Origin of the sequence: Maribacter aquimaris, assembly GCF_014596745.1 — a bacterium.
Classification (GTDB): Bacteria; Bacteroidota; Bacteroidia; order Flavobacteriales; family Flavobacteriaceae; genus Maribacter_A; species Maribacter_A aquimaris.
This window is the reverse complement of sequence record NZ_JABTCF010000004.1, coordinates 155,023-169,597: the sequence shown is the minus strand read 5'-3', so window position 1 is coordinate 169,597 and position 14,575 is coordinate 155,023. Positions and strand designations below refer to the sequence as shown.

The window sequence follows — 14,575 nt, the reverse complement described above, 5'->3', positions numbered from 1 at the left end:
CGAATATTTAATATATCTCAAAAAAATATAGCTCAAACGTTTGTTCCATTCAATATATTATTTATATTTGAGAAGAATATTGGGTGTTTTTTTCATATATGCACAAACGTATGCGCAAAAAAACGAATTTGTTTTTTGATTTTAACTGAAAAGAAATTGGTGTTTAGAATCTTCGGTAATCGGTTCACTTTTTTTTGAATTAAAACAGGGAATTTTTAGTGTATTCAGAGTATGGCCCATATACAATCAGTGATTGATAATTAGAAGTAGTGTGAATTATTTATTATCCGTATAGTAGATAATTAGTATAGGTTAATGTTAGGAATAAGTAGTTGAGTTAGTTTTTGTTGAAAACACCCATAAGGATTTAATTGCTTTTTGGGTGTTTCTTAAAAATATCAATATCAAAAAAAAACTAAACTCGTTTAGAAACTGTCAGGCACCTAGGAAAGTTCAAGGTAGAAAATCCATTCTGGATTTCTGTTGGGGACATTTAAAGAGAGTACAGGGTTCGACGACCAATCATGAATAGCAATAGAAGTATAAAACTAAAACTAAAACTTAGGCGTATGGGGGACAACAAATAAAAAAGACGGTGAACGTTATCACGTTTTTCGTTACTAATCTAGTTTAACAGTAGAATTATAATTAACTAATCAAACTAATCAAAAATTATGCAAAAAAAATATTGGTTTTCCAATTTATTGGAGAACATAACCAGCAAGAATAGAACAATGAAGATTTCGATCCTATTGTTTGCGTTTGCACTTTTCAATCTCCAAGCAAACGCTTCGTATTCCGACATCAAGGAGGATATACAACAATCGGTAAGCGGTACGGTAATAGATGAGTCAGGAATGCCCATACCAGGGGTTTCAGTAGTAGTTAAAGGTACTACCAATGGAGTGGCGGCCGACTTTGACGGTAACTACACCATAACGGTTCCCGGTCCGGAGTCGGTTCTGGTTTTTAGCTTTATCGGTCTTGTTACCGAGGAGGTTACCGTAGGAAACAGGCAAGTCATTAATGTGACAATGAAGGATGATGTCCAAGGGTTGGATGAAGTTGTTGTTATTGGATATGGTACGCAAAAGCGGTCAAACCTAACAGGGGCTATTTCTTCCATAAAAAGCGAAGATCTGAACAAGGTTTCTGTTACCCGTGTTGATCAGGCCCTACAGGGTAAGGCAGCCGGTGTTATGGTAAGTCAGGCCTCTGGGAAACCAGGTGCTGCTCCTACTGTAAACGTTCGTGGTGTTGGTTCCATTGGGGGAACAAGCCCACTTTGGATCGTAGATGGAATCCGGATGGAGACATCTAATTTTTTTAATGCCAATGATGTTGAGTCCATTGAAATTTTGAAAGATGCATCGGCTTCTGCTATTTATGGTGCGCAAGCTGCGCATGGGGTAGTTTTAGTAACTACAAAGCGTGGGGCAAGCAATAATAAAACTAACATTAATTTTAAAGCAAACACTGGAATAAGTTCTCCAATCAATCTTCCTACGATGCTTAATAGGGATCAATATATTGCGGCAGCCACGGCATCAAGAGCAGCTTCAGGTCAATTACCCGAAGATTCTTGGTCTAATGTATCAGGTATGGCTGATACCAATTGGTCCGATGAATTATATAGCGGAAGTGGGATAAAACAAAACTATAACCTGTCTATTTCCAGTGGAACCGATAAAGCCAATTTTTACCTTTCGGGAAATTATGACAATGAAGAAGGGATGATGATTGACAATGAATTTGAACGTTATAGCCTAAGGGCAAATTCAGATTTTAAATTGTTTGATGGGAAAGTTAAAATAGGGGAGTCCGTACTGCTTTCACGAACAATCGAAAATCCTACATATGCTGCTAATGGTATACCATGGAGATCAACCCCGTTGATGCCGGTTTATGATGAGACAAATACTTATGGGGGATGGGGAACAGGACCATCCTGGTATGCGGGACGGAATATGGTTGCCAATGAATATCAACATCATAGAAAATACACAAACAATAGGATTAACGGAAATGTTTATTTGGAAGTTGATGTTTTAAAAGGATTGAAATTCCGTTCAACATTCGGTGTCAACTATACTTCCTGGCTAGGAAGATATTTTGATGAGGCTTATAACTACGGTACGAATAGCAATAGTGTGAATTCACTTACTTATGCAAGCAATAACGCAAATACGTTAACAGCCAACTATGTTTTAACTTACGATAAAACAATTGGTGATCACAGTTTTAAGGCTATGGCCGGTTATGAGGCAGTCAAAGGTGACGGGGTTGGTTTTAATGCCACTAAGACCGGATTTACGGAAGATGTGTCATATAGTTTCGCTACGGCAACTGGAGAAGCAAGTATTACAGATGTGAACACAATCGATAAAAGCTATATATTGTCTCAATTCGGACGTTTAAATTATGGTTATAAAGATAAATATCTTTTAGAGGGTACTATTCGTAGGGATGCATCATCACCAAAATTCGGGTCGAATAATCTTTGGGGGGTATTCCCATCATTCTCTGGTGCATGGCGTGTTTCACAAGAAGATTTTCTGAAAGATAATTCACTGATTTCAAATTTGAAACTACGTGTGAGTTCAGGTACGTTGGGATCGGATAATATTAACAACTTTTTATATTCCAAATCGTATCATTCAACGAATTCTTATTACCTATTCGACTCGAATGGTACCAATAAGGTTTCTGGGTTTTTCTTGAGTGGTTTTCCAAATGCAGACGTAAAGTGGGAAGAAATCAAGACTACTGATATTGGTATTGATCTTGGGTTATTCAATAATAAGGTGTCTATCGTAATGGATTATTACATTAAGAAAACCTCAGACATGTTATATGCTGTTACTGTACCATTAAGCGTTGGAATTTCTAAATCCCATGGCTCTCCGGAAGCTGTCAGTATGAATATTGGGGAAATGAAAAATACGGGCTTTGAATTTGCAGTTAATTATCAGGAAACTTTCAATGAATTTAAATTAAATATTAGTGCAAATACCAGTTTTCAGAAAAATGAGTTGACCAAACTTACTGAAAATGCTTATATTAATGGTGGTGATGGTGGCCAGGTTTTGGGAAGTACAACACGTTCAGAAGTGGGTCATCCATTATCAAGTTTTTATGGTTATAAATATGTGAAAATAATTGATTCACAATCGGAAATAGATGCTTTAAATGCGGCAGCACCTAATGGTCTGTATCAACAAAGCAACACGGCTCCTGGGGATATGTTGTACGAAGATATTAATGGTGATAACCAAATTACTGATGATGATAAAACTTATCTTGGTAATCCATGGCCTAAAATGATTTATGGATTAACTACAAACCTAGAATGGAGAAATCTTGATTTTAGTTTATTCCTCCAAGGAGTACAAGGAGTTGATGTATTTAATGCGAATAAAACGCTTACCCAGCAAATTTATGCCGATTACAATTCATCGACAGAAGTCTTGAATGCATGGACGCCTGATAATCAAACAAATCAGCCGCGTTTAGTCCAAGGCGATCCTAATTCGAACTTTGCAAATTCATCTTCTTATTTTGTTGAAGATGGTTCTTTTCTAAAAGTGAGGAATATTCAGTTAGGTTATACTTTACCACAATCGATTTTAAGCAGATTTAATATGACAAATGCAAGAGTTTATATCAGTGGTGAAAATATTATGACATTCACAAAGTATTCTGGTATAGATCCTGAAGTTGCAGGTGGAAGTACTAGCCGGGGAGTTGATTACGATGCATACCCTCAAGCTAGAACAATTAGCGTCGGTGTTGAACTTAGTTTATAATTGGAAAATTTAAAATTTGGAAACAATGAAAAATATATTTAAAAATAGTTTGATTATAGGTTTTCTCTTTACCCTTCTTTTTGCAGGAGGGTGCTCTGAAGATGTATTGGATATCGCTGACGAGAATTCGCTGGATGCATCTACTTATTTCACCACTATTGAGAAGGTTAACCTTAATTTAACTTCTGTTTATTCAGCGGTTAAATCATGGGAGTTATTCGGTAGTGATTATCTGCCACACGTTCTGCAAATGCTTCCGCACACCAGTAATCAGGATTGGACGGGAACAATCGGATGGAACGAAACAGGTCAGAATGAAGTATTAAGTAATAGTACAGTTGTTGCTGGATGTTGGTCAGGGTGGTATCGTCTTATTTCTAGATCAAATGATTTTATTGCCAATGCTAAAATCTATAAAGAGAGTAATTTTATCAAACCCGGGGAAGAAGCAGAAGTGGATGAAATGCTTGGACAGGCTTATTTCTTACGTGCTTATGCTAATTTTTCCATTGTTAGGCTTTGGGGAGAAGGGAAAGCTACTGAAACTTCTGCATTGGTGGCCCCGCTTTTTACTGAAGTAGCGGCTTCAAATGAGGATATGCAATCAACCAGGGCTACGGTAGGTGAATTTTATGATCAAATAATCAGTGATTTTTTATTGGCAGAGGAATTGCTTCCAGACAGCTGGGATTCAGACAATGCAGCAAGGGTTACTAGTTATGCTGCCAAAGGTTTTCTTGGTAAGGTTTATATGTATAAGGAAGACTATCCTACCGCAAAACCATATTTGGAAGAAGTGGTAAATGGCCCTTTTTCTTTAGTGAGCTCTGATAAATATAATGGTCTTTTTCATGGAGAAGAAGAGTTTAGTAGTGAGTCCATTTGGGAGATCAACTTTGCAACTGATATGGAAACACATGTATGGAATGGCGGAACAGGAAGTCAAATCGCTTTAATGATGGCACCAAAAGGTACCGGATGGAGTAATGTCTGGCCCCATGATGTAAATGTCAGACGTTTTGGTAGTGATCCCCGTTTGCATGTTAATGCTTTAGAGCCAGGTGTTGATTATGTGGTTCCTGCTAGTGGTATTCCTACTCTTTTGGAAAAATACACTACAGATGAAGAAGACGGTTTGGGATGGAGCTATAAAAAGTATGTTCCACTGGATTATTCTGTTTATACGACCAACCAGAATTACGGTGCAAATGTTTTTATCATGCGTTTGGCGGATGTATATTTATTGTATGCTGAAACATTGAATGTTTTGGGAGAAGACGTTACGGCCTCGGAATATATGAATAAAGTTCGTCGTCGTGCTTATGCTGTGGATACGGATACACCTGATGCTGCGGTTGATTATACCGGACTGACGGGTACTGTATTACGCGATTCGATCAGGGAAGAACGTTTTCGTGAGTTATTTGCGGAAGGTCAGCGTTGGTTCGATATTGTCCGTTGGGGTATTGCAAAAGAAGAGTCTGATAAATATGAAAGAATTCGTTCTGGTAATATAGTTTTTGATGATCCTAAAGACAATTATCTGCCAATCCCATTGGTAGAACTTGAAGCAAATCCTACGCTTACACCAAGTACTGATTATTAATCAATAGGATGGCATTTAAATGCTATGTTTAAGCCTACTGTAATATCGGCCGGTTCGGTTGAATCGGCCGATATTTTTTTTACAACACCATTGGATTTTTTATTATTTATATTGACTGATTAAAAAAATGAAATTAAAAACAAATTATACAATTTGGTTCAAGCTGATTGCAGTGCTCCTACCACTTTTGTTTTTGTTTTTAGCTGAAGTTTCCCTTCGTGTTTTTAATGTTGGAGAGGATTTAAGTTTGTTTATAGAACATCCGGATAATTCGGAGTATCTGATACTGAACCCAAATATCTCTAGACGTTATTTTGTAAAGGATGAAAATTCCACACGGGGTTACATAGAACCTTTCAAAAAGAAGAAAGAACCAGGTACGGTTCGAATATTTGTGCAGGGAAGTTCCACAGCGTATGGCTTTCCGTATGAAAACAACGGTTCATTTCACCGAATGCTACAGTACCAATTCAACCAGAATTTCCTTAATAAAAATATTGAAATCATCAATCTATCATTGACTGCGGTAAATTCATATACCTTGCTCGATTTTACTGATGAGATTTTACTGCAACAACCCGATGCTATTTTAATTTATGCCGGACATAACGAATTTTATGGTGCGCTTGGAGTCGGTTCTTCGGGCAAATTAGGTCTAAATCCGACGATTGTTAGATTGGGAATTCAATTTAGAAAATTACGATTGGGGCAATTGTTTTTTCGTTTGATTACCCGAATGTCGAGAAAGGAATCTTCCGATTTAAGTGAGACCCTTATGAAACGTATGGCGGCAGAACAATCAATAACAAAAGGTTCGGAGCTTTATGAAAAAGGGATTGATCAATTCAAGCAAAATATGGCTACGTTATTGGCCAAATATCAAAAAAACAATATACCCGTATTTATGGGAACCTTGTTCTCTAATTTGAAAGACCAAGCTCCCTTTATTAGTGATTTGGACAGCAAGGAGAATGCGGAATACTTTTATACGTTGGCAAAAGAATCAGAAAAAAAACATGATTTTACACAATCCCTCCAATTTTATACCCGGGCCAAAGATGAAGACTTACTTCGGTTTCGTGCACCTGAGGCTATCAATGAAAACATAAAAGCCTTGGCTAAGGAATTTGGTACCATTCTGGTTCCTGTCGAAGAAGATTTTAAATCGAATTCTCCCCATGGAATTGTTGGTAATGAACTGGTGTTGGAGCATCTCCACCCAAATTTGAAGGGATATTATTTGATGTCAACAAGTTTTTACAGATCATTAATAGAACACTTTGATTTTACGACTGATGAAGAAGTGGTTTTGCCACTGCCATTTGAAGAACAGCCACTAACCGAAATGGATTCGTTGTTCGGTCAATATACCAATTTGATTTTACGTTCGCAGTGGCCGTTTAATGAACCCATGCCTGATATCGATCTAACAGGGAAAAGTATGCCTGAAGTTCTTGCCGGAGGTTTGGCTGTGAAAGAGATCGACTGGGAGGAGGCTATGCACAAACTTCAAAAGTATTACCTGGACAAGAAACAATACAATAATGTTTTTAAGGTAACTGAGTCCCTGGTATTGGCATATCCAATGAATTTAGACTACGGGATACAGGCAGGGCAATTTGCCACCAACGTGGGGGAGCATAAAAAAGCCCTTATGTATTACAAAAAAGCATTTGAACGGAACCCCAACATTAAAATTTTGGCGCAATGTGTAAAAGCAGGTGTCAATGCTAAGGCATTTGATGAATTACTGCCAATTCTTAATTCAAAGTCAGTACAGCAATTGGATAATCGATTAGTCGCTGAGATGAAATCCGATATTGTTGGATTAAAGACATCCGAAGCTATAATAAAACAGCAACCTGGGAATATAAATGTGTTGCAAATGTTGGCGAAATTATATTATGATTTTGGGGTTTATCATTTTGCCAAAGATTACGCCGAAAAGTTAGAACAACTGGAACCGGGAAATAATTTAGCTCTTGAGATTTTGCAAAGAACGAATAAATGATATTGCACCAATCAATGATAAACATAAATAAACATAATTTTTACCAAAAAGGTTTGATACGGCTCTTAGGCAATTTGTATGCAGTTTTTTCCCTGGTTGTTTTAAGTAGTTGTAACAATCAAAAAAAGGCAAATGAAACTATTCAGAAACTAAAACCAAATATCATCTATATCCTTGCGGATGATTTAGGCTATGGTGATTTAAGCTTAACGGGGCAAGAAAATTTTTCGACACCGAATATTGATAAATTATCGGAAGATGGACTATTTTTTACGCAACATTATGCAGGTTCAACGGTTTGCGCACCATCCCGTTCCTCGTTGATGACAGGACAACATACGGGCCACACTTTTATTCGGGGTAATAGAGGCGTTAAACCTGAAGGGCAATACCCGCTGGATTCCACTGTAATTACAGTTTCCAAACTTTTAAAATCTGAGGGTTATATAACAGGTGCTTTTGGGAAATGGGGTTTAGGATATCCTTCTTCTGAAGGAGATCCCAATAACCAGGGTTTTGATGAATTCTATGGGTATAATTCCCAAACCATAGGACATAATTATTACCCTTATCACCTCTGGCACAATCAAACCAAAGTCATATTAGAAGGAAATAAAGGGAAGAAAACGGAAACGTATGCGCCTAATATTATTCATGAAAAGGCAATGTCGTTTATTGAAAAGAATAAAGATTCTACTTTTTTCATGTACTACCCTACGATTATTCCCCATGCAGAACTTGTTGCGCCAGAAGAATATATGGTAAAGTTTCGGGGGAAACTATTGCCTGAAAAAAACTACCAAGGTATAGATGAGGGTGAGCGGTATAAGAATGGTGGGTATGGTTCGCAAAAAGAACCCCATACTGCTTTTGCCGCCATGGTCTACCTATTGGATAAGCAAGTAGGTGAGATCAGAAAAAAAGTAGAGGAACTTGGCATTGCAGAAAATACCATAATAATTTTCACCTCGGATAATGGCCCTCACAAGGAAGGTGGGGCCGATCCAAATTATTTTAATAGTAATGCAGATTTAAGAGGATACAAACGTGATTTGTATGAAGGAGGGATTCGAGTGCCTATGATTGCATACTGGCCAGGGAAAATCAAGGCAGATGCTACTTCCAATCACATTTCGGCATTTTGGGACTTTTTACCTACTGTTTGTGAAATGGCTCAAATAGAAACACCTAAAAATATAGATGGTATCTCATTCTTGCCGGAATTATTGGGGGAAAAGCAAGTTAGCCATGATTATTTATATTGGGAATTTCATGAGCAAGGAGGAAAACAAGCGGTAAGATTTGGAGATTGGAAAGGGGTACGCTTGAAAATGGGTAATAATGCCAAGGCACCTATTGAACTCTATAACTTGGCCTCTGATATAGGGGAACAGAATAATATTGCGGATAAAAACCCTGAAATCGTAGAAAAAATCAGCAATATCATGGAGAGGGAACATTCATATTCAAAGGAATTTAGTTTTGGGTATGAAAAAAACAAGTAGGGCCGATAATAAAGAAACAATTGGGGTTGTATAATGGGGGCTACAGAAGGAAAAAATAAAACCATAACCGGGTAATAATGATGTCGGCAAGAAAAAGATAGCGTTACATGCGCTACTTTCCTTAGCCATATCATCATGTAGCATACCCGAATAAACGCTAATAATTAAAACTAACGATGAAATATTTAACGACAATCATATTTATAATTGCAACAAATGTCACAGTTGCCCAAACTATTTATTTGGATAGTGTTTTTTCAGAAGTCACTAAGACCACATATAATTACGGTCCTAAAAAAAATGAAACATTTCAATTCGATTTCTATGTAGCTGGAGCTGTTCGGGAAAAGATGCCCTTAGTGGTTTATGTTCATGGAGGTGGTTTTTCAGGTGGCAGTAGGGATGCTGAAAAGGTTGTTGGTTTTGCTACGGAACTTGCTCAACGAGGGTATGCTGTTGCTTCTGTATCCTATAGACTAATTATGAAGGATATCGGTTTTGGTTGCGATGTTGAGTCCAGTATGAAAATAGCAGCTTTTGATTCGGCTTCGTATGACGTGAGTTTAGCCATAAAGTATATCCTAGAAAATAGTCAAGAATTGGGTATTGACCAAGGTAAAATAATTTTGGCCGGGTCGAGTGCAGGCGCTGAAACGGTTTTGAATATGGCATTTGTTCAAGAAAATGAAATATTGCCATCCGATTTTAAATATGCCGGTGTCATTGGCATGGCGGGTGCCATCAAAACACTACAGGAAATTGACGAAAACAGGGCCATTCCAACACAACTTTTTCACGGGACGGGAGATAAACTCGTGCCTTATAACATTGCTCCACATCGTTATTGTAAGGGTAATGATAAAGGTTTTATTATACTTTATGGATCAAAACCTATTGCTGAACGTTTAAAAAGTTTAGGCGGGTCATATTATTTTACGACCATTAATGACGGTGGCCACAATTGGGCGGAATCATCAATGTCTAAGGGTTTTGATGAAATTATCGACTTTTTATATCATGATGTCATAAACGTAAAAACCATAAGACAAACGGATAGGGCAATAAATGACCTATAATTTGAAAAATCAATGGGAATATGGCTATACGCCCTATAGGCTGTCCCTAAAAAGTTGATAGCCAGGGTTCGATTTAAAATGAAGCGAACTGGTCGGTGTTGCTTGTTTCATATTGGGTTGAAGGATTCAGCCATAAATTGCTAAACTTTCGACATTCTTAATTGGTAATCAATTGATATTGTTCGATATATATCAATATTGATAAAAATGAAAGTTATATATAAACAACAAATTAACAGTTATTGAAAAGGATAATCTAAAATTTAAGGTATGATGAAACCAATACTATTTATGCTGATGATTTTGGTCATGGGATGTACTACGACACCAGAAAAAAACAAGGCTCCTGAACCAGTTAAGGTTATTTTTGATACGGATATGGGACCCGATTACGACGATGTGGGAGCCATTGCTGTTTTGCATGCCTTAGCCGATAGTGGTGAATGCGAAATTTTAGCAACCATTTCGTGCAATAGTCATCCAAGTGTAGCCCCTACTATCGAACTCTTTAATCGTTACTTTAAGAAACCGAACATTCCTATAGGAGTGCCTGAAAAAAACGGTGTGAATTCGATCCATAAAAATAATTGGAACGATTCTACTATCGCAAGATTCGCCCCTGAACTCAAAAATCCGCCAAATTATCCTTCGGCGACTAAGGTATACCGAGAGGTTTTATCATCCCAGTCAGACAAAAGTGTTACAATCGTTACTGTTGGGTTTACTACAAATCTTGAAAATTTACTAAAATCAGGTCCCGATGAGTTTTCTTCGCTCTCGGGTATTGAGCTAGTTAACAAGAAGGTAAAGAAATGGGTAGCAATGGGCGGGTATCTCCCAGAGGGGCGTGAATATAATGTTTACAAGCATTCCGAAGCTTCCTTTTACACGTTCAAACATTGGCCAACACCCATCCTAATTAGCGGGGCTGAGATTGGAAATTCAATTAAAACTGGAAATAAACTTGCAGCAACGGGGTCAGCCACCAATCCAGCTGCATGGGCCTATGCCTATAATTTAGCTACTTATAGTGATCAACCCGCTGAAAACAGAAGGTCATGGGATCAAACCGCAGTCCTTTGTGCCGTAAGGGATCCAGAGAAGTATTTTTATGTTTGTGGACCTGGTGAATTTTTGGTTGACGAGGATGGGCATAATCAGTGGAATCCAAATATCAATGCCAACCATTATTTTCTCGTACATAAATATCCTTATAAAATAGTTACCGATGCTATAGAGGAATTAATGATGCATGAACCCATGTAAGGTCAATTTAACACTAAAAAAAACTAAATTTTGCCATCCTACTTTTCGGAGTGGCCCATTAAAACTTAAAACCAGAATTACCATGAATCAAAGGATTATCTACATTGTACTACTACTGTGTTTGTTTCAAACCCCGCAATATGCAAATGGGATAGGAAAGGAGGAGACACAAGCAACAAGTTCACAAAAGGACACTGTAATGAGTGCTGCCTACTGGAAACTTTGGAATTCCAAAGTCCAGGCAAAAATTGATCGTGATATTGAGAAAAATAGAAAAGCCGATGCGGTATTGAACCTCAAGGGACTACCTGCGGGAACAGCGATAACCGTAAAACAGGTTTCCCATGATTTTCGCTTCGGGGCCCATATATTCAATTTTAACCAGTTGGGCTCCAATGAATTGAATGCAAAGTACAAGGAACTCTACGGAACATTGTTCAATTCGGCCACCATTCCTTTTTACTGGAAAGGTTTTGAAATGGAGCCTAATCGTCCTCGATTTCGCGAAGAATACTGGGATACCGAAGAATACTGGAACCAAGTAAAAGAGCCCCAGAAAGAACCACATTGGAGACGTCCGGCGACCGACCCGATCGTTGAATTTTGCAATAGCAAAGGCGTTCATACGCACGGTCATACAATTATATGGGGTAATGGAAGAAATCATATTCCCGCATGGCTTTTTGATAAATATTGGCCTGCAGAAGAAAGGGAAAACCTTGGTAAGTTAACCAAGGAGGAAATAAAGGAAATGCCGTCTGAAGAGATAGCGAAACTGGCACCGGTATTTTTCCCTGCGATGGATAGGCTTGCAAAAAAACGCATTGTTGAACTTGGAAATTATTATGGTGACCAGATCAAAAGCTGGGACGTGGTAAATGAAAGCTCAGGGGATTTTCATGGTCAGAGTGTGACCGGGGATGTGGTAGGTAAAAGTGTGTTTGGCTGGGTACACGGGGATTATGCCTATAAGGGATTTAAAACTGCCGGGGAGGTATTTCCGGACAATGTCCAGTTCTTTATCAATGATTATAATAGGGTAGATACAAGGCGTACAGCTGGAAATTATGCCAACCAGGTTAAGGACCTTCGGGCTCATGACTGTCGGATTGATGTAATAGGGACGCAAATGCATTTGTTCAAAGACCAGCAGATCTTTGATATTGTGGCAGGTAAACCCTTGGAATCGCCAGAGTGGCAGTGGAGTAAAATGGATACTATTTCCAAGGCCGGATTGCCCATTCATTTGAGTGAAATAACCATAACCTCTCCGGGTGGGGATAAACGAGGGCAGGAAATCCAGGCCATTATTGCACGGAACCTATACCGTTTATGGTTCAGTATCAAGCCTATGATGGGAATTACCTGGTGGAATGTCGTGGACGGCTGTGGCGCCGCGGGAGAGCCTTCCGTGTCCGGTCTATTTTCCCGGGATATGAAACCGAAACCGTCTTTTTATGCTTTGGATAATTTGATCAACCACGAATGGAAGACCAATACAACTGTTAAAGTCGGGAAAGATGGGATTGCCAAATTCCGTGGATTCAAGGGCCGTTATATCATTAGCTGGAAGAACAGTGCCGGAGAACAACAGAATATAGAATTTTATTTAAAGGAGGATGGAGACGGTCTCTAGAATATGCAACATAAATAATCTTAAAACCAGAATTACCATGAATCAAAGGATTATCTACATTGTACTACTACTGTGTTTGTTTCAAACCCCGCAATATGCAAATGGGATAGGAAAGGAGGAGACACAAGCAACAAGTTCACAAAAGGACACTGTAATGAGTGCTGCCTACTGGAAACTTTGGAATTCCAAAGTCCAGGCAAAAATTGATCGTGATATTGAGAAAAATAGAAAAGCCGATGCGGTATTGAATCTCAAGGGACTTCCTGCCGGAACAGCGATAACCGTAAAACAGGTTTCCCATGATTTTCGCTTCGGGGCCCATATATTCAATTTTAACCAATTGGGCTCCAATGAATTGAATGCAAAGTACAAAGAGCTATACGGAACATTGTTCAACTCGGCCACAATTCCTTTTTACTGGAAAGGTTTTGAAATGCAACCTAATCGTCCTCGATTCCGAGAAGAATATTGGGATACTGAAGAATACTGGAACCAAGTAAAAGAACCTGAGAAGGAACCACATTGGAGGCGTCCGGCGACCGACCCGATTGTTGAATTTTGCAAAAGCAAAGACATTCATACGCACGGTCATACCATCGTATGGGGAAACGGACATAGTTGGCCAAAATGGTTTTTTGATCAATATTGGCCTGCAGAAGAAAAGGCAAACCTAGATAAGTTAACCAAGGAGGAAATAAAGGAAATGCCGTCTGAAGAGATAGCCAAACTGGCGCCAGTATTTTTTCAATCGATGAATAGGCTTGCGAAAAAGCGCATTGTTGAACTGGCAAATTATTATGGTGACCAGATCAAAAGCTGGGACGTGGTAAATGAAAGCTCAGGGGATTTTCTTGGTCAGAGTGTAACCGGGGATGTAGTGGGTAAAAGTGTGTTTGGTTGGGTGCACGGTGATTATGCCTATAAGGGATTTAAAACTGCCGGGGAGGTATTCCCGGACAATGTCCAGCTTTTTATCAATGATTATAATAGGGAGGATACCCCAGAGCGTACTGCTGAAAATTACGCCGACCAAGTTAAGGATCTACGCGCTCATGGTAGTCGGATTGATGTAGTAGGGACACAGATGCATTTATTTAAAGATCAGCAGATTTCTGATATTGTTGAGGGTAAACCACTAGAGACGCCACAGTGGCAGTGGGATAAAATGGATGCTATTTCCAAGGCCGGATTGCCGATTCATCTGAGTGAAATAACCATAACCTCTCCGGGTGGGGACAAACGAGGGCAGGAAATCCAGGCCATTATTGCACGGAACCTATACCGTTTATGGTTCAGTATCAAGCCTATGATGGGAATTACCTGGTGGAATGTCGTGGACGGCTGTGGCGCCGCGGGAGAGCCTTCCGTGTCCGGTTTATTTTCCCGGGATATGAAACCGAAACCGTCTTTTTATGCTTTGGATAATTTGATCAACCACGAATGGAAGACCAATACAACAGTTGTGGTTGGGAAAGATGGAATAGCCAAGTTTCGTGGATTCAAGGGTCGTTATATCATAAGCTGGAAGAACAGTGCGGGAGAAGAGCAGCGTAGCGAATTTTATTTAAAGGAGGATGGAGACGGACTTGCCGTGCATTGAGTCAGGAATCTAAATAACAGGAGATCATCTATTATTTATGTGAATAGGGAGATTAGTAACACAGAAATG

Annotated in this window: 8 protein-coding genes; all 8 read left to right on the top strand. The window is 38.9% G+C overall.

Annotation, left to right across the window (positions count from 1 at the left end; genetic code table 11):
* The first annotated feature begins 674 nt into the window (after positions 1–674).
* The 8 genes from HPE56_RS08570 to HPE56_RS08535 all read left to right on the top strand — a co-directional run bounded on the left by HPE56_RS08570 (position 675) and on the right by HPE56_RS08535 (position 14,506).
* Positions 675–3,806 carry a SusC/RagA family TonB-linked outer membrane protein gene (locus HPE56_RS08570; RefSeq protein WP_188243358.1) on the top strand — a complete coding sequence of 1,044 codons (3,132 nt, stop codon included), beginning with the start codon at positions 675–677 and terminating at the stop codon, positions 3,804–3,806.
* A 25-nt stretch (positions 3,807–3,831) separates the two neighbouring features.
* Entirely contained in the window at positions 3,832–5,412 is a 1,581-nt protein-coding gene (locus HPE56_RS08565) for a RagB/SusD family nutrient uptake outer membrane protein (protein ID WP_188243357.1), read from the top strand.
* 127 nt (positions 5,413–5,539) lie between these two features.
* Positions 5,540–7,423, top strand: coding sequence for a hypothetical protein (locus HPE56_RS08560; RefSeq protein WP_188243356.1), 1,884 nt, complete (start codon positions 5,540–5,542; stop codon positions 7,421–7,423).
* A 14-nt stretch (positions 7,424–7,437) separates the two neighbouring features.
* The gene (locus HPE56_RS08555; RefSeq protein WP_188243355.1) at positions 7,438–8,928 is read left to right on the top strand and encodes an arylsulfatase; all 1,491 of its coding nucleotides are present in this window, start codon (positions 7,438–7,440) and stop codon (positions 8,926–8,928) included.
* Positions 8,929–9,104: 176 nt separating this feature from the next.
* Positions 9,105–10,004 (top strand): alpha/beta hydrolase, encoded by a 900-nt coding sequence (locus HPE56_RS08550; RefSeq protein ID WP_188243354.1) that lies wholly within the window; start codon positions 9,105–9,107, stop codon positions 10,002–10,004.
* A gap of 270 nt (positions 10,005–10,274) precedes the next feature.
* Positions 10,275–11,270, top strand: coding sequence for a nucleoside hydrolase (locus HPE56_RS08545; RefSeq protein WP_188243353.1), 996 nt, complete (start codon positions 10,275–10,277; stop codon positions 11,268–11,270).
* A gap of 82 nt (positions 11,271–11,352) precedes the next feature.
* Positions 11,353–12,906, top strand: coding sequence for an endo-1,4-beta-xylanase (locus HPE56_RS08540; RefSeq protein WP_188243352.1), 1,554 nt, complete (start codon positions 11,353–11,355; stop codon positions 12,904–12,906).
* Between the two features lie 37 nt (positions 12,907–12,943).
* Entirely contained in the window at positions 12,944–14,506 is a 1,563-nt protein-coding gene (locus HPE56_RS08535) for an endo-1,4-beta-xylanase (protein WP_188243351.1), read from the top strand.
* Positions 14,507–14,575: the final 69 nt, after the last annotated feature.

Coding starts and splice junctions, on each gene's coding strand:
- HPE56_RS08570 (WP_188243358.1), top strand. CDS start 675: ATGCAAAAAAAATATTGGTTTTCCAATTTATTGGAGAACATAACCAGC.
- HPE56_RS08565 (WP_188243357.1), top strand. CDS start 3,832: ATGAAAAATATATTTAAAAATAGTTTGATTATAGGTTTTCTCTTTACC.
- HPE56_RS08560 (WP_188243356.1), top strand. CDS start 5,540: ATGAAATTAAAAACAAATTATACAATTTGGTTCAAGCTGATTGCAGTG.
- HPE56_RS08555 (WP_188243355.1), top strand. CDS start 7,438: ATGATAAACATAAATAAACATAATTTTTACCAAAAAGGTTTGATACGG.
- HPE56_RS08550 (WP_188243354.1), top strand. CDS start 9,105: ATGAAATATTTAACGACAATCATATTTATAATTGCAACAAATGTCACA.
- HPE56_RS08545 (WP_188243353.1), top strand. CDS start 10,275: ATGATGAAACCAATACTATTTATGCTGATGATTTTGGTCATGGGATGT.
- HPE56_RS08540 (WP_188243352.1), top strand. CDS start 11,353: ATGAATCAAAGGATTATCTACATTGTACTACTACTGTGTTTGTTTCAA.
- HPE56_RS08535 (WP_188243351.1), top strand. CDS start 12,944: ATGAATCAAAGGATTATCTACATTGTACTACTACTGTGTTTGTTTCAA.